Consider the following 25,843-nt stretch of genomic DNA (forward strand, 5'->3'; position numbering starts at 1 on the left):
TGATCCATTAATCCATAGACGTCCGTACTTGGGCCGATAGGCCGCGGCGTACTGGATCGCCCGGTCGAGCCGGGCGATGACACCGCTTGCGACGTGTCGGCTTGCCGTCCCCATGCAATTGACTTCGCCCGCGCCCCGCGATTGACTGCCCTCCCCAGCGGGACGACCGCCAAGAAAAATCTCGGGAGGCATCATGACGCCGACGTTCAATCGCGCGCGCTCCATTCTCACTGGATTGTTTCTCACCGCCGGCATCGCATCATCTGCCTTTCTCACTCAGCCCGCGCCGGCCCAAGCCGGTGACGTCCCGACATTCGCGGTCGATCCGTCCTGGCCGAAGCAGCTGCCCAACAACTGGATCCTCGGCCAGGTCGGCGGCATCACCGTCGACTGGCAGGGGCATATCTGGGTGGTCCACCGCCCGCGCTCGCTGACCGACGGCGAGAAGGCGGCGAGCCTCACCCCGCCGCGTGCGAAATGCTGCGTGGCGGCGCCGCCGGTGCTCGAATTCGATGTCGACGGCAATCTGCTGCGCGCCTGGGGCGGCCCCGGCGACGGCTATCAATGGGTCGGCCGCGAGCATGGCATCGAGGTCGACGAGCGCGGCTTCGTCTGGATCGGCGGCAATGCCGATGACGACAGCGAAATCCTGAAGTTCTCACTCGACGGCAAATATCTCGGCCAGATCGGCAAGATCGCAGCCCGCACCGACAGCAACGACATCACCCAGCTCGGCCGCCCCGCCGAGATGGCGATCGACAAGGATGCCAACGAGCTCTACATCGCCGACGGCTACGGCAACCGCCGCGTCATCGTGTTCGACGCCACCACGCTCGCCTACAAGCGGCACTGGGGCGGCTATGGCAAGCTGCCCACCGACGACAAGCAGCCACCCTATGATCCGAGCGCTGCGGTGCAGGAGCAGTTCGGCAACCCCGTGCATTGCATCAAGATCGCCAATGACGGGCTGGTCTATGTCTGCGACCGCAGCCAGGACCGCATCCAGGTGTTCCAGAAGAACGGCACCTTCGTCAGGGAATGGTTCTACGAGAAGAACACCCGCGGCGACGGCGCGGTGTTCGATCTCGCGCTGTGGCCCGATCCGAAGCAGACCTATCTGCTCAACGCCGACGGCGCCAACAACGAGATCCGCGTGATCAAGCGCGACGACGGCAGCGTGGTCGGCACCTTCGGCCATAGCGGCCGCAATGCCGGACAGTTCGCGCTGCTGCATGTCATGGCGGTCGACCAGAAGGGCAATGTCTATACCGGCGAGGTCGAGGGCAAGCGGATCCAGAAGTTCAAGCTGACCTCGGACGCGCTGAAGTAGAGATGACGGCGGGATGACGCTTCGGCGCAGTTCATCCGGCTTTATGCGGATTGCCGCTTCCACCCGGACAGGGTAAGCGGGAACCCGAACGATCGGCACAAGGCCCCACAAGAGGGCCGCCCGGATAAATCACAGTGGAGGGAATGTCTGATGACGACGACGCTCGCACGGCGCCATGCCGTGCTTCTTGCTTGCGCTGCACTCGGCCTTGCAACCCCTGCCCTTGCGCAGGACAAGAACGTCAAGATCGGTGTGCTGAACGACATGTCGGGCCTCTATGCCGACATCGGCGGCCCGAACTCGGTCGCCGCCGCCAACATGGCGGTGGAAGATTCCGGCCTGCGCGCCAAGGGCTGGAAGATCGAGGTGGTCAGCGGCGATCACCAGAACAAGCCCGACGTCGGCGTCAACATCGCGCGCAACTGGATCGACAACGAGAAGGTCGACATCATCACCGACACGCCGAACTCCGGCGTTGCGCTGGCGGTGAGCAACCTCGCCAAAGAGAAGAACTCGATCGTGCTCAACTCGGGCGCGGCGACCGCCGACCTCACCGGCAAGGCCTGCAACGCCAACACGATCTCCTACACCTTCGACACCTACATGCTCGCCAACGGCACCGGCAAGGCGCTGACCAAGGCCGGCGGCGACAGCTGGTTCTTCCTCACCGCCGACTATGCCTTCGGCCATGCGCTGGAGCGCGATACCGCGGCGGTCGTCACCGCCAACGGCGGCAAGGTGCTCGGCGGCGTCAAGCACCCGCTCGACACCGCGGACTTCTCCTCGTTCCTGCTGCAGGCACAGGCCTCCAAGGCCAAGATCATCGGCCTCGCCAATGCCGGCGGCGACACCACCAACGCGATCAAGCAGGCCTCCGAATTCGGCATCACCGCGGGCGGACAGAAGCTCGCGGCGCTGCTCTTGTTCGTCAACGACGTGCACGCACTGGGCCTGAAGATCGCCCAGGGCCTCACCTTCACCGAGTCGTTCTACTGGGACATGAACGACCAGACCCGCGCCTGGTCGAAGCGCTTCCAGAAGGTCTCGCCGAAGGGCTCGATGCCCTCGATGACGGTCGCCGGCGTCTATGCCGGCGTGCTGCATTATTTGAAGGCGCTGGACGCGATGGGCGGCAATCCGCATGACGGCGCCAAGGTCGTCGCCAAGATGAAGGAGATCCCAACCGACGATCCGCTGTTCGGCAAGGGTCCGTTGCGGATCGACGGCCGCCGCATCATCCCGGCCTATCTGTTCGAGGTGAAGAAGCCGGAAGAGTCCAAGTATCCGTGGGACTATTACAAGCTGATCGCCACCATCTCGCCGGAAGACGCCGCCAAGCCGCTCGAGGCCAGCGATTGTCCGCTGGTGAAGAAGTGACTGCGTAGCAGTCATTCCGGGATGGTGCGCAGCACCGGACCTCAGATGCGCAATTGCGCATCGGGGAATCTCGAGATTCCGGGTTCGCGCTTTGCGCGCCCCGGAATGACTCGTCTTACCCATCACTTCGCCGCCGACTTCCTTGCCGGCGGCCGGGCGTTGTCACAAACCCGCGATATCTCTTGTGGTACGGCAGCAGCCGCCGGGGGATTTCAGGGGCCCGGTGCCGATCCAACGCCGCCAAGCGATCATATTCCGCTTGGACGGCGTTGTACTTACGGACAGCGCAGGAGCTTCAGCTGCGCTTGCGGGCCGATGCCGACTTTGTTGCCCGCGACGCCGATGCTGCGCGCGCCGCCGTCGCCCTGGACGGCTTTGCGGCCGTTGCAGCGCCCTGCTCCAGCGTCGTCCACTTGCTGTCGTCGAGCAACCGCTCGAACAGCCGGTCGCGTTCGGCAACGCCGTCCGCCGACAGAACTATCCGGGCATTCTCGCCCATCACGATCAGGACATCGTGATGTTCGACGTTCCGCCGCCATTGCAGTCGCGCGGATTGGATGAGTACCGGAAAACGTGGAACCTGTTCTACACGTGCTACCGTCCCTCTCACGCGTTCAATATCGAGGAGATCGCGATCACGGCCGGCGATGACGTGGCCTTTGCGGTGATGGTGATGCGTTGCGGCCCGCCCGATGCCACGTTCCAGTTCCGGCTGACGATCGGACTGCGCAAGGTCGACGGCGACTGGCGCATCACGCACGAGCACCATTCGGTGCCGGCGACGGATTAGAATTGTAGGGTGGGTTAGGCGAAGCCGTAACCCACCGACTCTCTCACCGCGGAGACAATGGTGGGTTACGCCTTCGGCTAACCCACCCTACGAAGCTACGCTTTCTGCACCGTCGCGCGCGCCGCGATCGCGAGCGCAAGCAACAAGAGTGCGCCCGCCAGATAGAACGGCGCGCCGGGCATTTTCAGCGGCGCGTTGTCGCCGATGAAATACGCAAATGTCAGCGTGAACAGGAACGGGCCGATCAATTCCGACATGCTCTGCACGCTCGAGGTCGCGCCCTGCAACTGGCCTTGCTGGTCGGCGGCGACGAGCTGCGTCGTCAATGCCTGCGTCGCCGCGCCGGAAATGCCCCATAACGCCATCACGGGAATGCCGATCCAGAAAAGCTGGCCTGTGGGTGCCGCGCCGAAGATCACGAAGCCCAGGGCGCCGCAGACGAGACCGAGGAACAGCGCGTTGCGCTCGCCGAGCAGCTTGACGATCGGGCCGATCGCCGCGCCCTGCACGATCATGCCGCAGAGCCCGACCAGCGCCAGCGTCGCGCCGACCGTGCCGGTGTCCCAGCCGTAGCGATAGGTGGCGTAGAGCACGAACACCGACGGCAGCACGACATGCGCGAGCTGGCCGAAGAACGTCGCCAGCGACAGCCCGGCCAGCGTCCGGTTCGAAAGCAGGAAACGCAGCGCGCCGATCGGATTGGCGCTCTTCCATTTGAACGGCGCGCGCCGCTCCACCGGCAACGATTCCGGCAGGACGAACAGGCCATAGAGGCCGTTGACGAAGCTCAACCCCGCCGCCGCCCAGAACGGCAGTCGTGGGTCGATCTCGCCGAGCAGGCCGCCGAGCGCCGGCCCCATGATGAAGCCCGCGCCGAACGCGACGCCGATCTTGCCGAACATCGCGGCGCGCTGCTCCGGTGCGGTGACGTCGGCGATATAGGCGAACACGGTCGAGATGCTCGACGAGGTGATGCCCGAGATCGCCCGCCCGATGAACAGCCAGATCAGGTTCGGCGCCAGCGCCATCAGCACATAGTCGGCGGCGAGGCCGAAATTCGACAGCAGCACCACCGGCCGGCGGCCGAAGCGATCGGACAGCGCGCCAAGGATCGGCGAGCAGACGAACTGCATCAAGGCCCAGATCGAGCCGAACACGCCAAAGATGCGCGCCGCATTGGCGGTGTCGTTGTTGACGAAGCCTTCGATCAGCTTGGGCAGGATCGGGATGATGATCCCGAGCGCCAGCATGTCGAGCAACAGCGTGATGAAGATGAAGACCACCGCGCCGCTGCGTGCCGATGGCGCGGCGGTGTCAGGATTCTCATTTTGACGCGTTTTTTTCACGCGAACCGGGATCCACTTCGCTCGAAAACGCTATGCCCGCTCACGACGGCCGTTTGCGCTTGTGAGCAAACGGATTGGCTTTCTCGCGCAGCGTGATCCGGATCGGTGTGCCCGGCAGATCGAAGGTCTCGCGCAGCGAGTTGATGAGGTAGCGCAGATAGGATCGCGGGATCGCATCCGCACGCGAGCAGAACAGCACGAAGCTCGGCGGGCGCGCCTTCACCTGCGTGATGTAGTTCAGCTTCAGCCTACGGCCGGAGACGGCCGGCGGCGGGTTGGCCTGGATCGCCTGCTCGAACCAGCGATTGAGCGCCGAGGTCGGCAAGCGCCGGTTCCAGACCGCATAGGCCTCCTGGATCGCCGTCATCAGGCGATCGATGCCCTCGCCCATCAGCCCGGAGACCGCGACGATCGGCGCGCCCTTGACCTGCGGCAGCCAATGATCGGCATCGGTGCGCAGCTGCGAGATCTGGTTGGGCTTGCGCTCGACGAGGTCCCATTTGTTGACCGCGAGCACGATGGCGCGGCCCTCGCGCTCGACCAGGTCGGCGATGCGCAGATCCTGCTCCTCGAACTTGTTCTGCGCGTCCATCATCATCACGACGACTTCGGCGAAGCGCACCGCGCGCAGCGCGTCGGCGACCGAGAGCTTTTCCAGCTTCTCCTCGATCCGCGAGCGGCGGCGGAGGCCGGCGGTGTCGAACACCCGGAACTGGCGGTCCTGCCAGGTGATCTCGACCGCGATGGAATCGCGCGTGGTGCCGGCCTCGGGGCTAGTCAGCAGCCGCTCCTCGCCGAGCAGATGATTGATCAGCGTCGACTTGCCGGCATTGGGCCGGCCAACGATGGCAACGCGGATCGGGCGCTGGGCAGCCTCCTCCTCCGAGATGTCCTCGTCATCCTCGACCTCGTCGTCATCCTCTGCTGTCTCGGGCACCAGCGCGCTCAGCGCCTCGTGGAGGTCGCCCATGCCTTCGCCATGCTCGGCCGAGATCTGCACGGGATCGCCGAGACCGAGCGCATAGGACTCCATCGCGCCGATCTCGCCATGCTTGCCCTCGGCCTTGTTGGCGACCAGCACCACCGGCTTGTTGGCCTTGCGGGCGAAGTCGGCGAAGGCGCGGTCGGTCGGCGTCAGGCCGACGCGGGCGTCGATCACGAACATCAAGGCGTCGGCGAGCTCGATCGCGGTTTCAGTCTGCTCCTGCATCCGCGCCGTCAGCGAGCCCTTGGCGCCCTCGTCGAGCCCCGCGGTGTCGATGATGGTGAAGTCGAGGTCGTAGAGCTTGGCCTGCCCCTCGCGGCGGTCGCGCGTGACGCCGGGCTCGTCGTCGACCAGCGCGAGCTTCTGGCCGACCAGGCGGTTGAACAGCGTCGACTTTCCGACATTGGGCCGGCCGATAATGGCGATGGTAAAAGACATGGATGATCCAGGCGCCGCGGCACGACGCGCGTCAATGAATTGAAGCAGGAGCCTAACGCGCGACGAGATTAGGTTGAACCGTCATCGCGCTCTAGATTCTTGTTTTAGCATGATCTTTTCGGAAAACCGCTTCGGACTTTTCCGGATCATGCTTTACCGGCTAAAGCCGCCGCTCGGTAGCGGTGCGGGGAACGCGCCGCCGGATTGTTGCGTGGTCTGAGTCTGCTGCTGGGCCGGTGCCGCAGGCTGCGCCTGCTGGTCGTCGGCCGGCGGCGCGGTGGTGCGGCGGCGGGCGATCTTCTTCGGCTTCGGCTCGGGCGGCAGCGCGGCGGGTGCGCCCTCCTCGGTTGCGGCGTCGGGAGCAGCCGCCTGATCCGCTGATGGCGCGGCGCGCTTGCCGTGCTTCTTGGCGCCCTTCGGCGGCTCGGGTGGCGGAGCCGGCTGGCCGGCCGCCGCTGCGGCATTCTGCTGGTCGAGCTGCTCCTGCTGCGAGCCCTTGTACAATTCCTTCGGCACGCCCTGCTCGAGCCCGGGCACGCCTTCGGGGAAGACCGGCTTGCGGTCGCCAGCCAGCTTCTTCTTGGTATCGAGGAAGTCGAGCAGGTCGCTCGGGTCGAAATTGGCCATGCCGCCACCGCCGCAGCCCGCCAGCACGCTGCAAAGCGCGACGAGAACAGCGGCTGCGATCAGGCGTTGCGAGCGGCGCATGGTCGATCTCTCACTCAAACTCGGGTTTCGCGCCAAATCAGCTTTTCGCGACCGGCGGCAACAGTGCCTGCAGCGCTTCGGCGCGCGAGCGCAAGCTCGGCGGCGTCTCGCCGTCATTGGCAATCTCGTCGAGCCACTTGCGTGCGGCGGTGGCATCGTTGGCGTGCCAGGCCGACAGCGCCAGCAACTCGCGCGCGGAATGGCGGAACGTCGAATCCTTCGACGTCGCCATCGCTTCGAGCCGTTGCTGCATGTTCGGATAGGTCGTGGTGTCCATCACGATCTGCGCGGCGCGGATCCGTGCCAGGTCCTGGTCGGGACCATTGACGCTGCGGTCGGCTGCGATCTCGTCATAGAGCTTCGCAGCGGCCGGCTGATCGCGGATTGCGACCTCGGCAGCCATGCGCAGCCGAGCCAGATTGCGGTAACCGGACGGCGCCTTGGTGATCAGATCGGCAAAGGCGGCCTCGGCCTCGGCATGCTTTTTCTGGTCCGACAGCTCGACGGCGCGGTCGAACGCCGCACCCGCCTCGGCGGCCTTCTTGGCCTCGAGATATTGGTAGCCGCGCCAGCCACCGACGCCGGCGACCACCAGGACCGCCAGCGCGATGATAAAGATCGAGTACTTGTCCCACAGCTTCCTGAGCTGATCGCGACGGACTTCCTCGTCTACTTCGTCAAATAATTCAGACACTTAAAGCTATCCCATCCCCTCGGGACCGCGAATCTCGGTGGAGCCTGGCCCCTACCCGATCCCCACATCGCGGCGGCGTTACCCTAACGGTGTGGCGGAGGCAAGGCAAAGCGAGGCGGATCAAAGCGTTAACGGTGGAGGTTTGCGCGGCACGCGACAGCGGCAGGGCTCCCTCTCCCGCTTGCGGGGGAGGGTCGGGGTGGGGGTATCTCCACGAGTCGGATCGATGAGAGAGCCCCCGTGGGGAGAGAGCCCCCACCCGCATCGCATCTCCGATGCGATGCGACCTCCCCCGCAAGCGGGAGAGGTAAACCGAGCAAGCGGACGTACGTTGGCCCGGTTCACGCTCCTGCCGCAGTCAGGCTCTCCCTGAGCTGCCGCTTGATCACCTTGCCATTGGCGTTGCGCGGCAGCGGGTCTGATGTCAGCGCCATCGTCTCCGGCACCTTGTAGTCCGACAGCTGCTCGGCGCACCAGGCGCGCAGGCTTTCCGCATTGACCTCGGCGCGGGTCACGATCACGGCGTGCACGCGCTCGCCGAGCACCGGGCACGGTTTTGCGATGATCGCGCTCTCGATCACGGCCGGATGGCCCGCCAGCACGGACTCGACCTCGGCGGAATAGATCTTCAGCCCGCCGCGGTTGATCATGTCCTTCTGGCGATCGAACACGCGAACGAAATTGTCGGCATCGATCGAACCGAGATCGCCGGAATGCCAGAACCCCGCGGTGAAGCTCTCCGCGGTCGCCGTCGGATTATTCCAGTAGCCCTTGATGACGGAGGCGCTGCGGATCCAGAGTTCGCCGATCTCGCCGCGCGGCACCTCGCGGCCGTCGGCGCCCATCACGACGATCTCGGCGCCGGGGCACGGCAGGCCGACGCTGTCGATATGGGCGGCCGTGAGTTCGCCCGGCATCAGGGTCGAGGGCGATGTGGTTTCGGTGGCGCCGTAGCAGTTGGCGAGCTTCAGTCCGGGAATCTTGGCGTCGAGCTTTTCGATGGTTGCGACCGGCATCGGCGCGCCGCCGAAGCCGCCGATGCGCCAGTTCGACAGATCGTAGCTGTCGAAATCCGGCTGCATCAGGCAGAGATTGTACATCGCCGGCACCATCACCGTGTAGCTGACGCGCTCGCGCGCCGCGACCTTCAGATACTCCGCCGCCTTGAACTCCGGCATGATGATCAGCGCACCGGCGCAGCGCGCCATGGTGGTGACGTTGGCGACCGCGCCGGTGACATGCGCGAGCGGCACCGCGGCGATCGAGCGATCGGCTTTCGTCAGCTTGAGGCAGGAGGCGAACACCATCGAGGAGTGGATGATGTTGCAATGGGCGAGCATCGCGCCCTTCGGCCGGCCCGTGGTGCCCGAGGTGTAGAGGATCATCGCGGTGTCCTCTTCCCTCACCTCCGCCGGCGCCTGGGCGGGAGCGTTGTCGCGCAATGCGGCGAATTGCGACGCGCTGTCGTCGCTGACCGCAATGCGATGCGTGAGGCTGGGAATATCGGCGGCGTCGGGGATGCGGTCGGCAAGCATCGCCTCATGGACCAGACACTTGGCGCCGCAGTCGTTGAGCACATAGGCGATTTCGGGCCTCTGCTGGCGCGTCGAGAGCAGCACGGTCACCAGCCCGGCATGGGCAGCGGCGAACATCGTCAGCACGAATTCGGTGCGGTTGCCGAGCAGGATCGCGACACGGTCGCCGGGCACAAGGCCGAGTTTTGAAAAGCCCGCCGTGACCTTAGCGGACTGCTCGGCGACCTCGCGCCAGGAGAGGCGCGTCGCGCCGCAGACCAGCGCCTCGCCGTCACCGTTCTCTGCGACCGCGTCCGCGATCATCGCCCATAGGCTGGCCGGCCGCTCGGCGAATGCCGGCACAACGCGGTCGCCGAACCTGGGCTCGAGCCGCATCGGCGGCAGTGCGTGTTGCGACCAGTCCATGCGTGCCTCGTCAGCTCTTCTTCATTCCGTAGACATGCTCGGGCCCCGGGAAGGCGCGGCTTTTCACGTCGCGCGCATAGCCTGCGATCGCTTCCTCGATCGCAGGGCCGAGATTGCCGTAGCGGCGGACGAATTTCGGCGCGCGCGGCGACAGGCCGAGCATGTCCTCCAGCACCAGGACCTGGCCGTCGCAGGCCGCGCTCGCGCCGATGCCGATGGTGGGCACGGCGATCGATTGCGTGATCTTGCGCGCCAGCGGCTCGGCGACGGCCTCGACCACGATCGAGAAGGCGCCCGCTTCCGCGATCGTCTTGGCGTCGTTCTCGATCGGCGCCCAGTTCTCTTCCTCGCGGCCCTGCGCGCGGAACGAGCCCAGCGTGTTGATCGACTGCGGCGTCAGGCCGATATGGCCCATGACGGGAATGCCGCGCTCCGACAGGAACGCCACCGTCTCCGCCATCCGCGCGCCGCCCTCGAGCTTGACCGCGCCGCACAGCGTTTCCTTCATGATCCGCACCGCGGAGTGGAACGCCTGCTCCTTCGAGCCTTCATAGGAGCCGAACGGCATGTCGACCACGACAAGGGCAGCTTGCGAGCCGCGCATGACCGCACGGCCCTGCAGGATCATCATGTCGAGCGTGACCGGCACCGTGGTCTCGAAGCCGTGCATCACGTTGCCGAGGGAATCGCCGACCAGGATGGCGTCGCAGTGACGGTCGACCAGCGCGGCGGTGTGCGCGTGATACGACGTCAGCATCACGATCGGCTCGCCGTTCTTGCGGGCGCGGAGATCCGGCGCGGTCTTGCGCTTGATGGCGGATTGAACAGACATAGTCAGGCTCCCATGACAGGCACGCCGATCACGACCGGGTGGAACGCAAACGCAAGCGCCAGATAGACGATGACACCGACCGCGATCGCGATCAGGTCGTTGGTCGGGCCGCCGACCGGGATCGGCGGCGCGCCGGCATCGCTGCGGCGCTTCAGCGAGATGCGGTCATAGACCGCCCAACCGAGAAACGAGCCGAACAGGATGATCGAGCCGAGATCGCCATTGGCGAGCAGATGCGCGAATGCCCACAGTTTTACGCCCGCCAGCATCGGATGCTTCAGCGTGGTGTAGATGCGGCCGCGGATATAGGAGGCGACGACGAGGATGACGGCGGGCAGCATCAGCGCCACCGCGATGTGCTTGAGCGCGGTCGGCGGCGTCCAGACGTCGATCCAGCCGGTCCCGCGGTAGTGGCCGAAGCCCCAGATGATCAGCGCGAGGCCCGCGAACGACACCAGCGAATAGACGCCCTTGTAGGCCCCCTCGCCCATCGCATTGACGATGCTGCCGCGTAGCTCGCGCAGGCTGCTCAGCACATGGATGCCGAGGAACAGCACGAGACCCAGGATCATGACGAGCAGTCCCACGATGTTCCTCCCCTGATTGGTTAGTGCCTTCGCGTAACATCTTCGCCGGGCGGGTGGCAATGCGTCACGCCCTGCGTACATCCCGTCATTCCGGGATGGCCCGTAGGACCCGGAATCTCGAGATGGTGAGCGTGCAAACCAATCTCGGGATTCCGGGTTCGCGCTTTCAGCGCGCCCCGGAATGACGTGCCATCACGGATTACCAGCCGGCTTGGCCAATTCGCGGTTGTCGACATAGCGGATCATGATCGGGCGGCCGGCCAGCGCGCCACCGAGCCCGCCGGTGAATTTGAGCGGCAGGCAGGCATCGAGCGAGGCATTGATCGCGTTGAGGTAGGTGGTGCGGGTGTCCGCCGGGATGCCCCGCGTCGAAAATGTCAGGCGCGGCGCGCCGATCATCTCGCCTGTCCGCTTGAAGCTGAAGCGCACCGACATCTGCATGCCCTTGCGCGCGTCATCGGGCGGCGGCGGCGCCCAGCAGGAACGCAGCGCCGCGAACAAATCGCCGATGGTATCGAGATCATGATCCGGTTTGCGGTACTTCTCGGCCTGGTCTTGCGGCGGCACGGTCAGGATCGTGAGCTGGAGATTTTCGCCGTACGGATAATCGATCTCGGGCAGGCACGGCCCGTGATTGAGCATGCTGCAATAGGATGGAATGCAAGGCCCGTTGTCGAGCACGCTGCATGGCGTGTGCGCGAACGGCACCGGGTTCGTCTGGTGCCGCTGCCGCGCAAAGGCGCTGCCGGCAAGGCCGATGGCCAGCACGGAAAAAGCGAGACAGATGAGGACGCGTCGGAGCATGCGATTGGACCCGGGATGCGCTCCGGGGAAAATGGTACCGCGGCCGGAGCGGAGCAAGCGGGGCCGGTTCACGTCCTCGCGCTTTTCTCGCCACAACCTCGCCGTCATCGCCCGGCTCGACCGGGCGATCCAGTATTCCAGAGACGGTTGTGAGTCACGGAGAAGCCGCGGCGTACTGGGTCCCCCGGTCGAGCCGGGGGACGACACCGAGTATGTGGCAACTACGCCTTCTTCTTCACGTCCTTGACGTTGGAGAAGGTGATGCCCTCGGCGCGCTCGCGGGTGTAGCCGAGATAGAACTCGTTCTTGGCCATGAACACCGGATCGCCGTCGACGTCGTCGGCAATGCCGGAGTTGTTGGCGGAGATGAAAGCGTCGAGCGCCTTGCGGTCGTCGGACGAAATCCAGCGCGCCAGCGAGAACTCGGAGACTTCGAACTCGACCGGCAGCGAGTATTCCGCATCGAGCCGCGCCTTCAGCACGTCGAGCTGCAGCGGGCCGACCACGCCGACCAGCGCCGGCGCGCCGTCGCGCGGGCGGAACACCTGCACGACGCCCTCCTCCGACATCTGCTGCAAGGCTTCCTTCAGCTTCTTGGCCTTCATCGCATCGGTCAGGCGAACGCGGCGGACGATTTCCGGCGCAAAGCTCGGCACGCCGACGAAGGTCAGATCCTCGCCCTCGGTCAGGGTGTCGCCGATCCTGAGCGTACCGTGATTGGGAATGCCGACGACGTCGCCGGCGAAGGCCTCATCCGCCACCGAGCGGTCCTGCGCGAAGAAGAATTGCGGGCTCGACAGGCTCATGTTCTTGCCGGTGCGGACCAGCTTGGCCTTCATGCCGCGGCTGAGCTTGCCCGAGCACAGCCGGGCGAAGGCGATGCGGTCGCGGTGGTTGGGATCCATGTTGGCCTGGATCTTGAACACGAACGCGCTCATGCGCGGCTCGGCCGCCTCGACCTTGCGCAGATCGGAATCCTGCGCGCGCGGCGCCGGTGCGAACTTGCCGAGACCTTCGAGCAAGTCGCCGACGCCGAAATTGCGCAGCGCGCTGCCGAAATAGACCGGCGTCAGATGGCCCTCGCGGAACGCCGCAAGCTCGAACGGCTTGCAGGCTTCCGAGGCCAGCGCGAGCTCGTCCTTGACCTCGGCGACGTCGAGATTGGGGTTGCGCTTGCCGAGATCGGCGATGTCGATCTGCTCGGTGGCGCCGGTCTTGGCGCCGCCGCCCTCGAGCAGCCGCACGCCGCCGTTGACGACGTCATAGGTGCCGAGGAAGTCGCGGCCGCGGCCGACCGGCCAGGTCATCGGCGTGGTGTCGAGCGCCAGCGTCTTCTCGATCTCGTCCAGCAGCTCGAACGTGTCGCGGCTCTCACGGTCCATCTTGTTGATGAAGGTGATGATCGGGATGTCGCGCAGGCGGCACACCTCGAACAGTTTTCGGGTGCGGGCCTCGATGCCTTTCGCGGCGTCGATCACCATGACGGCGGAGTCGACCGCGGTCAGCGTGCGATAGGTGTCTTCCGAAAAGTCCTCATGGCCCGGCGTGTCCAGCAGGTTGAACACGAGCTCGTTGAACTCGAAGGTCATCACCGAGGTCACGACCGAGATGCCGCGCTCGCGCTCGATCTTCATCCAGTCCGAGCGCGTGTTGCGCCGCTCGCCCTTGGCCTTGACCTGGCCCGCGAGGTTGATGGCGCCGCCGAACAGCAGCAGCTTTTCCGTCAGCGTGGTCTTGCCGGCGTCCGGGTGCGAGATGATCGCAAACGTGCGCCGGCGCGCCACTTCCTCGGAAAGCGGCGAACGGGACGGGGATTCGGCTGAAACTGAGATGTCGGACATGGCGGGGCATTTGGCAGGGAAAACGGGCGCAATCAAGGGCGTTTTGTCGCAATGCGGCGTGACCGCACCACCCCCATATAGGGACACGAGGGACGACCTTCTTCTCATCATACCACCCGCGGGGACGACCCTGCCTTATCTGGAGGGTTCGTTATGGCTTGGGCCATTCTGTTCACCGCAGGCCTGCTCGAGATCGGCTGGGCGATCGGGCTGAAATACACCGAGGGCTTCTCGCGGCTGGTGCCGTCGGTGCTGACGCTCGCCGCGATGGCCGGCAGCATCATCCTGCTCGGCCTTGCGCTGAAGACGCTGCCGATTGGAACCGCCTACGCGGTCTGGACCGGGATCGGTGCGGTCGGCACCGCAGCGCTCGGTATCATCCTGCTCGGCGAACCCGCGACCGCGATGCGGCTTGCCAGCATCGGGCTGATCGTGTCCGGCATCGTCGGGCTGAAGCTCGTCGGGTAAGATCTTTTTTTACACGCGTTTTCTTAGCGCGAACCGGCTTCCACTTCGCTCGAAAACGCTCTGGTCACTTCAATACCTGCACCGCCCAATAGGTCGCGGCGGCGACCGCGGCCGACGCCGGGATCGTGATCACCCAGGCATAGACGATCGAGCTCGCCACGTTCCAGCGCACGGCGGACAGCCGCCGTGCGGCGCCGACACCGACGATGGCGCCGGTGATGGTATGGGTGGTCGATACGGGAACCCCGAGATAGGTCGCCAAGAACAGCGTCACGGCGCCGCCGGTCTCGGCGCAGAACCCCTGCATCGGCGTCAGCTTGGTGATCCGCAGCCCCATGGTGCGGACGATCCGCCAGCCCCCCATCAGCGTGCCCAGCGCCATCGCGCTCTGGCAGGCCAGCACGACCCAGAACGGAATTTCAAATTTGTCGCCGAGATGGCCCTGCGAATAGAGCAGCACGCCGATGATGCCCATCGTCTTCTGCGCGTCGTTGCCGCCATGGCCGAGCGAATAGAGCGACGCCGAGGCGAATTGCAGGATGCGGAAGGCGCGATCGACCGCGAACGGGGTCGAGCGCACCGAGAGCCAGGACACGATCGCAACCAGCACCAGCGCCAAGAGGAAGCCGACCAGCGGCGACAGCACGATGGCGAGCAAGGTCTTGGTGAGCCCGCTCCACACCGCGGCCGAAATGCCCGCCTTCGCCATGCCGGCGCCGACCAAGCCGCCGATCAGCGCATGCGAGCTCGACGAGGGAATGCCCAGCGCCCAGGTGATCACGTTCCAGACGATCGCGCCGACCAGCGCGGCGAAGATCACGGTCGCATCCACCACCGCGGGATCGATGATCCCGGTGCCGATGGTGTTGGCGACGTGCAGGCCGAACACCGCGAAGGCGACGAAGTTGAAAAAGGCCGCCCAGAACACCGCGTATTGCGGCCGCAGCACGCGGGTCGAGACGATGGTTGCGATCGAGTTCGCGGCATCGTGCAGGCCGTTCAGGAAGTCGAACAGCAGCGCGACCGCGATCAGGATGGTCAGGACCGGAAGACCCAGCGTGGCGTCCACGTGATGGCCCTGCCCTAAACCTGTTCAATGACGATCGAGTTGATCTCGTTGGCGACGTCGTCGAAGCGGTCGGCCACTTTCTCGAGATGGTCATAGATCTCCGCGCCGACGATGAAGTCCATGGTGTTGGCGTCGCGATGCTTCAGATACAGCTCCTTGAGCCCGATATCCTGGAGATCGTCGACCCGGCCCTCGAGCTTGGTCAGTTCCTCGGTGATCTGGGTCAGCATCGAGACGTTCTGGCCGATCGCCTGCAACAGAGGTAGCGCGCGGCCGACCAGGTTGGCGCATTCAACGATCAGGCCGCCCATCTCGCGCATCGGCGGCTCGAATTCGCGCACCTCGAACAGCATCACCGCCTTTGCGGTCGCCTGCATCTGGTCGACCGCATCGTCCATCGACGTGATCAGGTTCTTGATGTCGCCGCGGTCGAACGGGGTGATGAAGGTGCGGCGAACCGCGGTCAGCACCTCACGGGTGACGCTATCGGCGTCGTTCTCGAACTGATTGACGCGCTGGCAGAAGACCGGGGTCTCGTCCCCGCCCCGCAGCATGTCCTGCAACGCCTTCGCGCACTGCACGGAGGTTTGGGCGTGGCGGGCGAACAGGTCGAAAAATCGCTCTTCCTTGGGCAGAAAGGCGCGAAACCAGCGCAGCATGTCTCAGTTCCATCGTTTCGGGACGGTCCTTTTAGCGACTGTCACAAAACTGTCATAGAACATCCTGCGATAAAAGCATCCGGCACGACCGCCCGAACGGGCGGTCGTCCACCGCTATGTCGGCTGAGAGAACGCTGATCCCTGCCCTACAGCGACCGCCGCAGCAGATGGGCCAGCTCACCGACCAGGCCGCGCCGGAACAGCAGCACGCAGGACACGAAGATCACGCCCTGGATCACCGTCACCCACTGGCCGAAACCGGCAAGATATTGCTGCATGGCGATGATCACGAATGCGCCGACCACCGGGCCGAAGATGGTGCCGAGACCGCCGACCAGCGTCATCAGCACGATTTCACCGGACATCGACCAGTGCACGTCGGTCAGCGAGGCATTTTGCGCCACGAACACCTTCAGCGAGCCGGCAAAGCCCGCCAGCGTGCCCGACAGGATGAAGGCCAGCAGCTTGTACTGGTCGGTCTTGTAGCCGAGCGAGATCGCGCGCGGCTCGTTCTCGCGGATCGACTTCAGCACTTCGCCGAACGGCGAGTTGATGGCGCGGTAGATCAAAAGGAAGCCGGCGAGAAAGCCGACCAGCACGACGTAATACAGCACCAACGGCTTCGAGAGATCGAAGATCCCGAACAAATGGCCCTGCGGGATGCCCTGGATGCCGTCCTCACCATGGGTGAACGGCGCCTGCAGATAGAGGAAGTAGAGCAGCTGCGACAGCGCCAGCGTGATCATCGAGAAGTAGATGCCCTGGCGCTTGATCGAGATGTAACCGGTGGCGAGGCCGAGCAAGGCCGCCGCGGCGGTGCCGACCACGATGCCGAGCTCCGGCGGCAGCCCCCACACCTTCAGCGCATGCGCCGAGACGTAACCGGCGGTACCGAGGAACATGGCGTGGCCGAACGACAGCAGGCCGCCATAGCCGATCAGGAGATTGAAGGCGCAGGCCAGCAGCGCAAAGCACAGCGCCTGCATCACGAAGAACGGATAGATCCCCGTAAACGGCACCACGGCCAGCAGCGCGGCCATCAAGGCGAATACGATCATCTCGTCGCGCATCGCGCGCGGCGTCATCGGAAGTGTATCGTCGGTCAATGCTGACATATCAGGCCGCCCGTCCCGTCAGTCCCGTTGGCTTCACCAGCAACACCACCACCATCAGGACAAACACCACGGTGTTGGAGGCTTCGGGATAAAAATACTTGGTCAGTCCCTCGATCACGCCGAGCGCGAAGCCGGTGATGATCGAGCCCATGATCGAGCCCATGCCGCCGATCACGACCACCGCGAACACCACGATGATGAGATCGGCGCCCATCAGCGGGCGGACCTGGTTGATCGGTGCCGACAACACGCCGGCGAGCGCGGCAAGACCGACGCCGAGCCCGTAGGTCAGCGTGATCATCCGCGGCACGTTGATGCCGAAGGCGCGCACCAGCGTCGGATTCTCGGTGGCGGCGCGCAAGTACGCGCCGAGCTGCGTCTTCTCGATCAGGAACCAGGTGGCAAGGCATACCACCAGCGAGAACACGACGACCCAGCCGCGATAGATGGGTAAGAACATGAAGCCGAGGTTGACGCCGCCCTTGAGCTGATCCGGGATCGAATAAGGCAGGCCGGACGAGCCGAAATAGTTCTGGAACACGCCCTGCACGATCAGCGCGATGCCGAACGTCAGCAGCAGTCCGTAGAGATGGTCGAGCCCGGCCAGCCATTGCAGCATGGTCCGCTCGAGGATCATGCCGAAGATGCCGACCACGACGGGGGCGATGATCAGCGCCCACCAGTAGTTGATGCCGCCCAGATTGAGCAGGAAATACGCCACGAAAGCGCCCATCATGTAGAGCGCGCCATGCGCGAAATTGATGATGTTGAGCATGCCGAAGATGACGGCGAGCCCCAGACTGAGCAGCGCGTAGAACGAGCCGTTGATCAGTCCCACCAGAAGCTGTGCGTAGAGAGCCTGCATCGAATGAGCTTTCGCTGGATAGATGAAGCCCGCCGGCCACGCGCGCGGCCGGCGGGCATGATCGTCACTTCTTCAGAAGTGCGCAGGTGCTCTTGTCGAGCGGCGTGAAGGCCTGGTTGCCCGGCACGGTGCCGACCAGCGTGTAGAAGTCCCACGGTCCCTTGGACTCCGAGGGCTTCTTCACTTCGAACAGGTAAGCGTCGTGGGTGACGCGGCCGTTGGCCTCGACCTCGCCCTTGCCGAACAGCGGATCATCGGTCGGGATCGTTTTCATCTTCGCGACCACCTTGGCGCCGTCATGCGGGTTGCCGCCGAGCGCTTCGAGCGCCTTGAAGTAATGCATCAGCCCCGCATAGACGCCGGCCTGCACCATGGTCGGGGGCGCGCTGTTCTTCATCCGCGCGGAGAAGCGCTTCGAGAACGCCCGGGTGTTGTCGTTGAGATCCCAGTAGAATGTCTCGGTGAAGTTGAGGCCCTGCGCGGTCTCGAGGCCGATCGCCTTGACGTCGGTGAGGAACAGCAAGAGCGCGGCGAGCTTCTGGCCGCCCTTGACGATGCCGAACTCGGCGGCCTGCTTGATCGAGTTGGTGGTGTCGCCGCCGGCATTGGCAAGACCGATGATCTTGGCCTTGGAGGCCTGCGCCTGCAGCAGGAACGAGGAGAAGTCCGCGGTGTTGAGCGGATGCTTGACGCCGCCGACCACCTTGCCGCCATTGGCGGTGACAACCGCGGTGGTATCGCGCTCCAGCGCCGCGCCGAACGCGTAGTCCGCGGTCAGGAAGAACCAGGTGTCCCCGCCCGCCTTCACCAGCGCCTGGCCGGTGGCGTGCGCGAGCATGTAGGTGTCGTAGGTCCAGTGCACCGTGTTCGGCGAGCACTGCGCGTTGGTGAGGTCCGAGGTCGCAGCGCCCGAATTGATGTAGACGCCGTTCTTCTCCTTGACGACGTTGTTGACCGCGAGCGCGACGCCGGAATTCGGCACGTCGACGACGGTGTCGACCTTGTCGACGTCGAACCACTGGCGGGCGATGGTGGTGCCGATATCCGGCTTGTTCTGGTGATCGCCGGAGATCAGGTCGATGGTCCAGCCCTTGGCCTTGAGGCCGGAATCCTCGATCGCCATCTGGGCCGCCAGCGTCGAGCCGGGACCGGCGAGATCCGCATAGAGGCCGGACTGATCCGACAACACGCCGATCTTGACGACCTTGTCGTCGGCGGAGGCAATGCTCGCGACGCTGAGCGCGATCGCGGTGCCGAGCAGAAGCGCAGAAATCGTGTTCTTCATGGGTATTCCCTCAGTCTTTAAATTTTCTGGCTCGGGCGAAATCAGACGCCGAGATAGGTATGAAGCTTGTCCATGTTGGCCGACAGCTCCGAATTGGCGAAGCCGTCGATCACCTTGCCGTGCTCGACGATGTAGTAGCGGTCGGCAACCGTCGAGGCGAAACGGAAATTCTGCTCAACCAACAGGATCGTGAAGCCCTGCGACTTCAGGCGCGCAATGGTGTGCCCGATCTGCTGGATGATGACCGGCGCCAGGCCTTCGGTCGGCTCGTCCAGCATCAAGAAGCGCGCGCCGGTGCGCAGGATGCGCGCGATCGCCAGCATCTGCTGCTCGCCGCCCGAGAGCTTGGTGCCCTGGCTGGTGAGACGCTCCTTCAGGTTCGGAAACAGCGTGAAGATCTGGTCGAGCGGCAGGCCGCCCGGACGCACCACCGGCGGCAGCAGCAGATTCTCGCGCACGTCAAGACTGGAGAAGATGCCGCGCTCCTCCGGGCAGAATGCGATGCCGAGCCGCGCGATGCGGTCGGAGGTGGCGCGGATGATCTCCTTGTTGTCGAAGCGGATCGAGCCGGAACGCTTGCCGATCACGCCCATGATCGACTTCAGCGTCGTGGTTTTGCCGGCGCCGTTGCGGCCGAGCAGCGTCACCACCTCGCCTGCCCTGACGTTGAAATTGATGCCGTGAAGAATGTGCGATTCGCCGTACCAGGCCTGCAGGTCGTTGACCGTCAGCACCTCGGCGCCGGCCGCAGCCACGGGCCTCTCCGCCAGTTTTGCCTCAGCCATGACCCGCTCCCAGATAGGCTTCCTTCACGCGCTCGTCCTTGGAGAGGTCGGCGTAATTGCCCTCCGCCAGCACCTGCCCGCGCGTCAGCACGGTGATGATGTCGGAGAGGTTGGCCACCACCGAGAGGTTATGTTCGACCATCAGGATGGTGTATTTGGCCGAGATCCGCTTGATCAGGGCCGCGATCTTGTCGATGTCCTCGTGGCCCATGCCGGCCATCGGTTCGTCGAGCAGCATCATCTCGGGGTCGAGCGCGAGCGTCGTTGCAATTTCAAGTGCGCGCTTGCGGCCGTACGGCATCTCGACCGCCGGCGTGTTGGCGAATTCGCTCAAGCCGACGTCGTTCAGCAGTTCATGGGCGCGCGGATTGAAGCGGTCGAGCACGCTTTTCGAACGCCAGAAATCGAATGACGAGCCGTGCTGGCGCTGCAGCGCCACGCGCACGTTTTCGAGCGCGGTCAGATGCGGAAATACCGCCGAAATCTGGAACGAGCGGACCAGCCCTAGCCGCGCCACGTCGGCCGGCGGCATCGCGGTGATGTCCTGGCCCTTGTAGCGAATCTGCCCGCCGGTCGGCTTCAGGAACTTGGTCAGCAGATTGAAACAGGTCGTCTTGCCGGCGCCGTTCGGCCCGATCAACGCATGGATACTGCCGCGACGCACCTTGAGCGCGACGTCGCGAACGGCGAAGAAACCCGCGAATTCCTTGGTCAATCCGCTGGTTTCGAGAATGAACTCATCGGCCAAATAGATTCCCCCATACGCCATCGCCGCGAAGCCCCTCGCCCGCGTGGCCCGATTTTTTCGTGTCCGACAGGTTGTCCGTACGTCTTGGAAACCGTCCGGGGGCCTGTCGCCTCCGGGCCGGAATATGCCGTCATCTGCGGCGGTTACGCAAGGTGGAAAGCTGTGCGGTGCAGTATCGGAACGACCGGTTCCGGTTGATCCTTAGTCGAATGGTATTTGAACGCGCTTTGCGCCTCGGAAAGTCGCCATTAAGGCTGTTTTGCTCCTGACTTTCCCTTTCATAGAATATTTCCGCCTCTCGCCGAAACTCCCGGCCATTGCATGATGAACGGCTAGAGCCTTGTATTTCGAACGCGCCAATTCCTCGGTCGTCAGATCGATCCGGCAACGTGATGTCCTGAACACGTGGCTGCGGCTTTATGCCTGCGGCCAAACCATCCCGCGCTTCGGCTAGCCGATGCCATTCAAGAGTGCCGATCCATCGGTGGTCAAATCGATCACGCAGCGGGTGCTGCTGAACGACTGGCTGCGCGCGGCGCGAACGCCCGACACGCTTCCTCTGCTGTGCGACTTCCACACCGAAGGCAGCGCCGACGAGCGCGCCGACATGATGGGCTTTGACGTGGTCGGCAGCGGCGAAGACGCGCGCTTCCTGATCACGCAGGAAGGCGCGCGGCTGACCACGGCTTACGGCAACGAGCATGTCGACCCGCGGCTGCGCACCAACCGTTACCTCGATGATGCGATTGGCCCGGAGCGCTACGCCGGCGTGATCCTGTCCTATCGCTCCTGCCTGGCGCGCAAGCGTCCGACCTACACCGTTGCGGAGGTCACCGACGCCGACGGCAAGGACGTCTCCTATGAGCGGCTGCTGCTGCCGTTCGGACGCGGCAACCGCGTCGAGCACATCGTCGGCTCCTACAAGGCGATCAGCATCGAGGGCGGATTCCGGCTGCACAATCTGATGGGCGTGAAGACAAAGTCGGTCCCGGTCGTCACCATCAGGGCGGTGATCGATCGGAGGTTCGTCCCAATGGATCATGCAGCGAGCCAGGATTCGGTCGAGCTGATCTAGGGCGCGTACTCATACCACGACGCAACTTTCGCGCTCAAACCGTTCGAGCGCTCGGTCTAAACTGTGTCAAGGCAACACCAGAGATCGCCAGCAGCGCACCAACAATCAACTTCGGGGTCATCGCCTCGCCGAGGAACAATGCGCTCGACATCAAGGCGAACACCGGCAGGAGCAGACCGAAGGGGGCGACGCGCCCCATAGAGCAGCGAGCGATCAGCCAGAACCAAAGGCCAAATCCGACAATTCCTCCGATGAAAATTGTGTAGGCGAGTGCCAGCCACCCCCGTTCATCCGCAGCAACCAGGCTCGCCAGTTGTCCATATTCAAGGAGCAGCGACATCAGCATGACCTGCGGCACCGTGAACAGCGACGACCAACCCATCAACATCAAGGGGTCAAAAGGACCGTAGCGTTTCGTCAGGACGTTGGACACCGCGAATGCGAAGGCGGCTCCGACCACCAGCAGCAGTGGTAGCCCGTTTGCCGACAGGCCGGGCTCCGCTCTCAGCACAAGGACGCCGGCGAATGCAAGCACCACCCCGGAGAGAGTGGTGAGAGACGGCCTCTCCGCCAGCAGCGGCCAGGCCAACAGGACCGTGAAGGGCGTGGAGAGTAAATATGCAACAGCCGTCATGCTTCCCGAGCCGAGCCCAAGACCCACGTAGAAGAGCCCGAAGTTCAATCCACCGAGGAAAAACGAGATAGCTGCGATCGGACGCAACTGTTCACGGGTCGGCTTTTTGACCAACGGAATAAGCAGAAGCGCAGTGGCCAGGAAACGCAGCGCCAGGAAGAAGAACGGCGGAAACTCCGTAATGCCCATTTTGATGATCACGAACTGATAACCCCAGAGCAAGGGAACGGCCACCGCGCAAACCATCTGGATCGCAGACATCGTATTCTCCTTTAACGACCGATCGGTCCAGATATTGGCGGAGCCGATTGTGAGAACGGGCCCTGGACTTGGTTACCTGATGAAACGATCGAGCAGAGCGTCGGCGGCGGCGTGCGTGATGGCTCCCGCAGACGCCGTTTTGCTGATGACTCGCAGCCCCTCGACGAAACAGACGAGAATGCGGGCAGCATTTGCAGGGTCGACACCATCGGCCAACTTGCCCGCTGCCTTCGCACGGGAAAGCGCATCCGCCACCCGCGCCTCCATGACTTTGAAGAAGCTCGCGATGCGACGATTAACGTCGGCGTCACGCCCGGCCAGTTCCATGGCTGTAGCGATCACCAGACATCCGCGTCGACCATGAGCACCGCTCGTGCGGTCGACATATCCAGCAAGGTAAGCCCGCAGGCCGTCTACCGGGTCCTTGCGAGGGTCAAGCTCGATATTCAACCGTGTCACGGCGTCATCGATGTAACGATCGAGCGCGCGCAGGAAGAGCGAATGCTTGTCGCCGAAAGCAGCGTAAAGGCTGCCACGCGAGAGCTTCGTCGCACGAAGGAGGTCTGGCAGCGCCGTGGCATGATAGCCGCGCGACCAGAACACGCCCATCGCGCGTTCGACGGCAGCGTCCTCATCGAAACTCCGCGGGCGACCGCGGGGCAACGGCACAGAGGTTCGATTGCTCATCAAGGAAATATAGACCAACCGGTCTTTAAATCAAGCGGCCGCTATGGGTCATTTTCGGCCGATTTCAACGTGGATCGCGATGTCAGCTTATTCTGCGGAAGCGGACACCGAACCGCCGGCGCTGATTAGTACGCCCCGGCTCGCGCCGAACGCCTCAGCCCTTCTTGCGCGCTTTCGCCGGCACTTCCTTGGCATAGATGTCCGGCTTGAAGCCAACGACGCGCTTCGGCCCGAGATCGAGCACCGGACGCTTGATCATCGAGGGCTGCTCGGCCATCAGCGCCAGCGCCTTGCGCTCGTTCAAGCCTTCCTTGTCGGCATCGGGCAGCTTTTTGAAGGTGGTGCCGGCGCGGTTGAGCAGCGTCTCCCAGCCGACCTCCTCGCTCCACTGCTTGAGCTTGTCCTTGGCGATGCCAGCGGTCTTGTAGTCATGGAAGTCATAGGCGACGCCATGATCGTCGAGCCAGCTGCGCGCCTTCTTCATGGTGTCGCAGTTCTTGATGCCGTAGATGGTGATGGTCAAAGCCGTTCCCCGGATGCGATTGCAGCTCGGAAACTAGCCCCGCAGCAATCGCAACGCCAGATCGGAGCTATCAGGTCTCCACACCGATATTGCCGGCGCTCAATGCGCATAGTGGGTGAAGACGAAATCGTGATCGCTGGCGTGGGCCTCGTGGCAGGCGAAGCACGTCTCGTGCTGGGCGGCATCGACCGGCTTGCCGTCGATGAAGCGGCCAAAGCCCCAACCGCCGGTCGCGGCATATTTGGCTGAGTCCTTGACCATGACCTGCACTGTGGTCGCCGGCCCCGCGATGAAGGCGCCGTTGAGGCCTTTAACCGGCTTGCGCTTCCAGGCGAGCTTGACCAGCACGGTGCCGTCGGGGAAGCGCGCGGCGCCGTCCCGATAGGCCTTCACGGCGGTGGCGTTGCCGAGCACGCCGCGCAGCTCGTCGAGCCCGGTCTCCTCGCCGACCGCGATCAGTTTCCAGTCGCGATAGCCATCGGGAATTGTCACGCCGAAGATCGGCGATGCCAGTGCATTGTCATCGGCATGCCCGACGGCAAACGGCAATGAGGCGCTGATGCAGGCTGCCGCAATCGCGGCAGCCGCCCATTTCACAACTTGCTTCATGATGCGTTATCCGCGCCCGCCTAAAGCGGGATGAGTTTTGGTTGAATCGGCTTGATCCGGTCTCGGTTGACCTCTCCCCGTTGGAGAGAGGTCGGATTGCACCTGGCGATGCCAAGCATCGTCCAGTGCAATCCGGGTGAGGGCTCTTGCTCTCTCGATAGACCGTACCCCCTCACCCGATTTGCTGCGCAAATCGACCTCTCCCAAGGGAGAGGTGAGCTTTCGACGCGGTTCCAGCTCGGCCTAATCTCATCAGGCTCTAACCTTGCTGACGTCGATGATGGCCTGGACGAAGGCCTGCGGCGCTTCCTGCGGCAGATTGTGGCCGATGCCTCCGGGCAACTGGCGATGCTCATAGTGCCCGGAGAACTTCTTGGCATAGGCCGCAGGCTCCGGATGCGGCGCGCCGTTGGCGTCGCCCTCCATCGTGATGGTCGGGATCGCGATCACGGGCGCCTGGGCCAGCGTCTTCTCGAACGCGTCGTACTTCGCCTCGCCCTCGGCGACACCGAGCCGCCAGCGGTAATTGTGGATCACGATATCGACATGGTCGGGGTTCTCGAACGCGGCCGCACTGCGGTCGTAGGTGGCGTCGTCGAACTTCCACTGCGGCGAGGCGAGCTGCCAGATCAGCTTGTTGAAGTCGTGCCGGTTCTTGGCATAGCCCTCGCGGCCGCGCTCGGTCGCGAAATAGAACTGGTACCACCATTGCAGCTCGGCCTTCGGCGGCAGCGGCACCTTGCCGGCCGCCTGGCTGCCGATCAGGTAGCCGCTGACCGAGACCATGGCCTTGCAGCGCTCGGGCCAGAGCACTGCCATGATGTTGGCGGTGCGCGCGCCCCAATCGTAGCCGCCGAGCACGGCCTTCTCGATCTTCAGGGCATCCATCAAGGCAATGATGTCGGCGGCGACCGCGACCGGCTGGCCGCTGCGCTTGGTATCGCTGGAGAGGAAGCGCGTGGTGCCGTAGCCGCGCAGATGCGGCACGATCACGCGATAGCCGGCCTCCGCCAGCGCCGGCGCAACGTCGGCATAGCTGTGGATGTCGTAGGGCCAGCCGTGCAGCAGGATGACGGCGGGACCTGAGGCCGGTCCCATCTCGACATATCCGGTATCGAGCACGCCGGCATTGATCTGCTTGACCGGACCGATCGTGGTGTGGCCGCCGAGCTTGACCGCGGGCGCTGCCGCCTTGGGCTGCGCGCCGGCAGATCCAATGAAACCGAGCCTGGAAGCGGCGAGGATCCCGCCGGCGATGCCGAGGAAGCGGCGGCGTTGCTGATTGATCGATTGGGACATGGCGATCTCCTTGCGTCTGGTGTCGAAATCAATATTGCAGAGACCGACCCCGTCCGCTTTCAGAGGACGTGGATTTGTCCTTCAGACCG

General features: G+C 64.3%; 28 protein-coding genes. 5 read left to right on the plus strand and 23 right to left on the minus strand.

Annotated features, from left to right (window positions below; all coding sequences use genetic code 11):
• The coding region (locus QDT69_RS24230) for a hypothetical protein (protein ID WP_279708994.1) at window positions 1-210 on the minus strand (210 nt) is incomplete at its 3' end.
• On the opposite strand from QDT69_RS24230, the gene QDT69_RS24235 reads away from it, so the two are divergent.
• Entirely contained in the window at window positions 194-1,330 is a 1,137-nt protein-coding gene (locus QDT69_RS24235) for a hypothetical protein (protein WP_279708995.1), read from the plus strand. The two genes, QDT69_RS24230 and QDT69_RS24235, sit on opposite strands and share 17 nt — an antisense overlap.
• A gap of 150 nt (window positions 1,331-1,480) precedes the next feature.
• Window positions 1,481-2,707 (plus strand): ABC transporter substrate-binding protein, encoded by a 1,227-nt coding sequence (locus tag QDT69_RS24240; RefSeq protein WP_279708996.1) that lies wholly within the window; start codon window positions 1,481-1,483, stop codon window positions 2,705-2,707.
• A gap of 295 nt (window positions 2,708-3,002) precedes the next feature.
• Here QDT69_RS24240 and QDT69_RS24245 read toward each other — a convergent pair whose 3' ends face one another.
• Window positions 3,003-3,206 (minus strand): hypothetical protein, encoded by a 204-nt coding sequence (locus QDT69_RS24245; RefSeq protein WP_279709201.1) that lies wholly within the window; start codon window positions 3,204-3,206, stop codon window positions 3,003-3,005.
• Between the two features lie 12 nt (window positions 3,207-3,218).
• Here QDT69_RS24245 and QDT69_RS24250 point away from each other — a divergent pair, with 12 nt between their 5' ends.
• Window positions 3,219-3,497 carry a nuclear transport factor 2 family protein gene (locus tag QDT69_RS24250; RefSeq protein ID WP_279709186.1) on the plus strand — a complete coding sequence of 93 codons (279 nt, stop codon included), beginning with the start codon at window positions 3,219-3,221 and terminating at the stop codon, window positions 3,495-3,497.
• A 95-nt stretch (window positions 3,498-3,592) separates the two neighbouring features.
• On the opposite strand, the gene QDT69_RS24255 is transcribed toward QDT69_RS24250, so the two are convergent.
• The 9 genes from QDT69_RS24255 to QDT69_RS24295 all read right to left on the minus strand — a co-directional run bounded on the left by QDT69_RS24255 (window position 3,593) and on the right by QDT69_RS24295 (window position 13,672).
• Entirely contained in the window at window positions 3,593-4,843 is a 1,251-nt protein-coding gene (locus QDT69_RS24255; protein WP_279708997.1) for a TCR/Tet family MFS transporter, read from the minus strand.
• 40 nt (window positions 4,844-4,883) lie between these two features.
• A complete protein-coding gene (gene der, locus QDT69_RS24260; protein ID WP_279708998.1) occupies window positions 4,884-6,266 on the minus strand; it encodes a ribosome biogenesis GTPase Der in 1,383 nt (460 codons plus the stop codon).
• 153 nt (window positions 6,267-6,419) lie between these two features.
• On the minus strand, window positions 6,420-6,974 hold the full coding sequence (locus QDT69_RS24265; RefSeq protein WP_279708999.1) for a hypothetical protein: 555 nt from the start codon (window positions 6,972-6,974) through the stop codon (window positions 6,420-6,422).
• Window positions 6,975-7,011: 37 nt separating this feature from the next.
• The gene (locus QDT69_RS24270; protein WP_279709000.1) at window positions 7,012-7,668 is read right to left on the minus strand and encodes a tetratricopeptide repeat protein; all 657 of its coding nucleotides are present in this window, start codon (window positions 7,666-7,668) and stop codon (window positions 7,012-7,014) included.
• A gap of 341 nt (window positions 7,669-8,009) precedes the next feature.
• Window positions 8,010-9,608: a class I adenylate-forming enzyme family protein gene (locus QDT69_RS24275; RefSeq protein ID WP_279709001.1), complete on the minus strand. Its 1,599-nt coding sequence runs from the start codon at window positions 9,606-9,608 to the stop codon at window positions 8,010-8,012.
• A gap of 10 nt (window positions 9,609-9,618) precedes the next feature.
• Window positions 9,619-10,440 (minus strand): 3-methyl-2-oxobutanoate hydroxymethyltransferase, encoded by an 822-nt coding sequence (gene panB, locus QDT69_RS24280; protein ID WP_279709002.1) that lies wholly within the window; start codon window positions 10,438-10,440, stop codon window positions 9,619-9,621.
• A 2-nt stretch (window positions 10,441-10,442) separates the two neighbouring features.
• Entirely contained in the window at window positions 10,443-11,027 is a 585-nt protein-coding gene (locus QDT69_RS24285) for an NnrU family protein (protein ID WP_279709003.1), read from the minus strand.
• A 192-nt stretch (window positions 11,028-11,219) separates the two neighbouring features.
• Window positions 11,220-11,831, minus strand: coding sequence for a hypothetical protein (locus QDT69_RS24290; protein WP_279709187.1), 612 nt, complete (start codon window positions 11,829-11,831; stop codon window positions 11,220-11,222).
• Between the two features lie 221 nt (window positions 11,832-12,052).
• Window positions 12,053-13,672, minus strand: coding sequence for a peptide chain release factor 3 (locus QDT69_RS24295; RefSeq protein ID WP_279709004.1), 1,620 nt, complete (start codon window positions 13,670-13,672; stop codon window positions 12,053-12,055).
• Window positions 13,673-13,825: 153 nt separating this feature from the next.
• Here QDT69_RS24295 and sugE point away from each other — a divergent pair, with 153 nt between their 5' ends.
• Window positions 13,826-14,140, plus strand: coding sequence for a quaternary ammonium compound efflux SMR transporter SugE (gene sugE, locus QDT69_RS24300; RefSeq protein WP_050419043.1), 315 nt, complete (start codon window positions 13,826-13,828; stop codon window positions 14,138-14,140).
• Between the two features lie 64 nt (window positions 14,141-14,204).
• On the opposite strand, the gene QDT69_RS24305 is transcribed toward sugE, so the two are convergent.
• The 7 genes from QDT69_RS24305 to QDT69_RS24335 form a co-directional block, all read right to left on the minus strand.
• A complete protein-coding gene (locus QDT69_RS24305; RefSeq protein ID WP_279709005.1) occupies window positions 14,205-15,209 on the minus strand; it encodes an inorganic phosphate transporter in 1,005 nt (334 codons plus the stop codon).
• A gap of 14 nt (window positions 15,210-15,223) precedes the next feature.
• Window positions 15,224-15,868, minus strand: coding sequence for a DUF47 domain-containing protein (locus QDT69_RS24310; protein ID WP_279709006.1), 645 nt, complete (start codon window positions 15,866-15,868; stop codon window positions 15,224-15,226).
• A 146-nt stretch (window positions 15,869-16,014) separates the two neighbouring features.
• On the minus strand, window positions 16,015-16,983 hold the full coding sequence (locus QDT69_RS24315) for a branched-chain amino acid ABC transporter permease (protein ID WP_279709007.1): 969 nt from the start codon (window positions 16,981-16,983) through the stop codon (window positions 16,015-16,017).
• A gap of 1 nt (window position 16,984) precedes the next feature.
• A complete protein-coding gene (locus QDT69_RS24320) occupies window positions 16,985-17,848 on the minus strand; it encodes a branched-chain amino acid ABC transporter permease (protein WP_279709008.1) in 864 nt (287 codons plus the stop codon).
• A 64-nt stretch (window positions 17,849-17,912) separates the two neighbouring features.
• Complete coding sequence (locus QDT69_RS24325) at window positions 17,913-19,133, minus strand: ABC transporter substrate-binding protein (protein WP_279709009.1); 1,221 nt, start codon at window positions 19,131-19,133, stop codon at window positions 17,913-17,915.
• A 41-nt stretch (window positions 19,134-19,174) separates the two neighbouring features.
• On the minus strand, window positions 19,175-19,918 hold the full coding sequence (locus QDT69_RS24330; protein WP_050419038.1) for an ABC transporter ATP-binding protein: 744 nt from the start codon (window positions 19,916-19,918) through the stop codon (window positions 19,175-19,177).
• Window positions 19,911-20,666, minus strand: a complete 756-nt coding sequence (locus tag QDT69_RS24335; RefSeq protein WP_050419084.1) for an ABC transporter ATP-binding protein — start codon at window positions 20,664-20,666, stop codon at window positions 19,911-19,913. The genes QDT69_RS24330 and QDT69_RS24335 overlap by 8 nt, the downstream gene beginning before the upstream one ends.
• Window positions 20,667-21,123: 457 nt before the next feature.
• Between QDT69_RS24335 and QDT69_RS24340 the strand changes: the two genes are divergently transcribed.
• Window positions 21,124-21,741 carry a hypothetical protein gene (locus QDT69_RS24340; RefSeq protein ID WP_279709011.1) on the plus strand — a complete coding sequence of 206 codons (618 nt, stop codon included), beginning with the start codon at window positions 21,124-21,126 and terminating at the stop codon, window positions 21,739-21,741.
• Window positions 21,742-21,775: 34 nt separating this feature from the next.
• On the opposite strand, the gene QDT69_RS24345 is transcribed toward QDT69_RS24340, so the two are convergent.
• The 5 genes from QDT69_RS24345 to QDT69_RS24365 all read right to left on the minus strand — a co-directional run bounded on the left by QDT69_RS24345 (window position 21,776) and on the right by QDT69_RS24365 (window position 25,754).
• Complete coding sequence (locus QDT69_RS24345; protein ID WP_279709012.1) at window positions 21,776-22,636, minus strand: EamA family transporter; 861 nt, start codon at window positions 22,634-22,636, stop codon at window positions 21,776-21,778.
• Window positions 22,637-22,708: 72 nt separating this feature from the next.
• Window positions 22,709-23,323, minus strand: a complete 615-nt coding sequence (locus QDT69_RS24350) for a TetR/AcrR family transcriptional regulator (RefSeq protein ID WP_279709188.1) — start codon at window positions 23,321-23,323, stop codon at window positions 22,709-22,711.
• 154 nt (window positions 23,324-23,477) lie between these two features.
• A complete protein-coding gene (locus QDT69_RS24355; RefSeq protein WP_143201626.1) occupies window positions 23,478-23,846 on the minus strand; it encodes an ArsC family reductase in 369 nt (122 codons plus the stop codon).
• A gap of 99 nt (window positions 23,847-23,945) precedes the next feature.
• Entirely contained in the window at window positions 23,946-24,455 is a 510-nt protein-coding gene (locus QDT69_RS24360; protein WP_279709013.1) for a cytochrome P460 family protein, read from the minus strand.
• Between the two features lie 252 nt (window positions 24,456-24,707).
• Window positions 24,708-25,754 carry an alpha/beta hydrolase gene (locus tag QDT69_RS24365; protein ID WP_279709014.1) on the minus strand — a complete coding sequence of 349 codons (1,047 nt, stop codon included), beginning with the start codon at window positions 25,752-25,754 and terminating at the stop codon, window positions 24,708-24,710.
• Between the last annotated feature and the right edge of the window lie 89 nt (window positions 25,755-25,843).

Origin of the sequence: Bradyrhizobium sp. CER78, from assembly GCF_029846235.1 — a bacterium.
Lineage (GTDB): Bacteria > Pseudomonadota > Alphaproteobacteria > Rhizobiales > Xanthobacteraceae > Bradyrhizobium.

What these genes read in the sequence shown, in the direction of transcription:
- QDT69_RS24235 (WP_279708995.1), top strand. Translation starts at nt 194, where the DNA reads ATGACGCCGACGTTCAATCGCGCGCGCTCCATTCTCACTGGATTGTTT.
- QDT69_RS24240 (WP_279708996.1), top strand. Translation starts at nt 1,481, where the DNA reads ATGACGACGACGCTCGCACGGCGCCATGCCGTGCTTCTTGCTTGCGCT.
- QDT69_RS24245 (WP_279709201.1), bottom strand. Translation starts at nt 3,206, where the DNA reads ATGGGCGAGAATGCCCGGATAGTTCTGTCGGCGGACGGCGTTGCCGAA.
- der (WP_279708998.1), bottom strand. Translation starts at nt 6,266, where the DNA reads ATGTCTTTTACCATCGCCATTATCGGCCGGCCCAATGTCGGAAAGTCG.
- QDT69_RS24265 (WP_279708999.1), bottom strand. Translation starts at nt 6,974, where the DNA reads ATGCGCCGCTCGCAACGCCTGATCGCAGCCGCTGTTCTCGTCGCGCTT.
- QDT69_RS24275 (WP_279709001.1), bottom strand. Translation starts at nt 9,608, where the DNA reads ATGGACTGGTCGCAACACGCACTGCCGCCGATGCGGCTCGAGCCCAGG.
- panB (WP_279709002.1), bottom strand. Translation starts at nt 10,440, where the DNA reads ATGTCTGTTCAATCCGCCATCAAGCGCAAGACCGCGCCGGATCTCCGC.
- QDT69_RS24290 (WP_279709187.1), bottom strand. Translation starts at nt 11,831, where the DNA reads ATGCTCCGACGCGTCCTCATCTGTCTCGCTTTTTCCGTGCTGGCCATC.
- QDT69_RS24295 (WP_279709004.1), bottom strand. Translation starts at nt 13,672, where the DNA reads ATGTCCGACATCTCAGTTTCAGCCGAATCCCCGTCCCGTTCGCCGCTT.
- sugE (WP_050419043.1), top strand. Translation starts at nt 13,826, where the DNA reads ATGGCTTGGGCCATTCTGTTCACCGCAGGCCTGCTCGAGATCGGCTGG.
- QDT69_RS24310 (WP_279709006.1), bottom strand. Translation starts at nt 15,868, where the DNA reads ATGCTGCGCTGGTTTCGCGCCTTTCTGCCCAAGGAAGAGCGATTTTTC.
- QDT69_RS24315 (WP_279709007.1), bottom strand. Translation starts at nt 16,983, where the DNA reads ATGTCAGCATTGACCGACGATACACTTCCGATGACGCCGCGCGCGATG.
- QDT69_RS24320 (WP_279709008.1), bottom strand. Translation starts at nt 17,848, where the DNA reads ATGCAGGCTCTCTACGCACAGCTTCTGGTGGGACTGATCAACGGCTCG.
- QDT69_RS24325 (WP_279709009.1), bottom strand. Translation starts at nt 19,133, where the DNA reads ATGAAGAACACGATTTCTGCGCTTCTGCTCGGCACCGCGATCGCGCTC.
- QDT69_RS24330 (WP_050419038.1), bottom strand. Translation starts at nt 19,918, where the DNA reads ATGGCTGAGGCAAAACTGGCGGAGAGGCCCGTGGCTGCGGCCGGCGCC.
- QDT69_RS24340 (WP_279709011.1), top strand. Translation starts at nt 21,124, where the DNA reads ATGCCATTCAAGAGTGCCGATCCATCGGTGGTCAAATCGATCACGCAG.
- QDT69_RS24345 (WP_279709012.1), bottom strand. Translation starts at nt 22,636, where the DNA reads ATGTCTGCGATCCAGATGGTTTGCGCGGTGGCCGTTCCCTTGCTCTGG.
- QDT69_RS24350 (WP_279709188.1), bottom strand. Translation starts at nt 23,323, where the DNA reads ATGAGCAATCGAACCTCTGTGCCGTTGCCCCGCGGTCGCCCGCGGAGT.
- QDT69_RS24360 (WP_279709013.1), bottom strand. Translation starts at nt 24,455, where the DNA reads ATGAAGCAAGTTGTGAAATGGGCGGCTGCCGCGATTGCGGCAGCCTGC.
- QDT69_RS24365 (WP_279709014.1), bottom strand. Translation starts at nt 25,754, where the DNA reads ATGTCCCAATCGATCAATCAGCAACGCCGCCGCTTCCTCGGCATCGCC.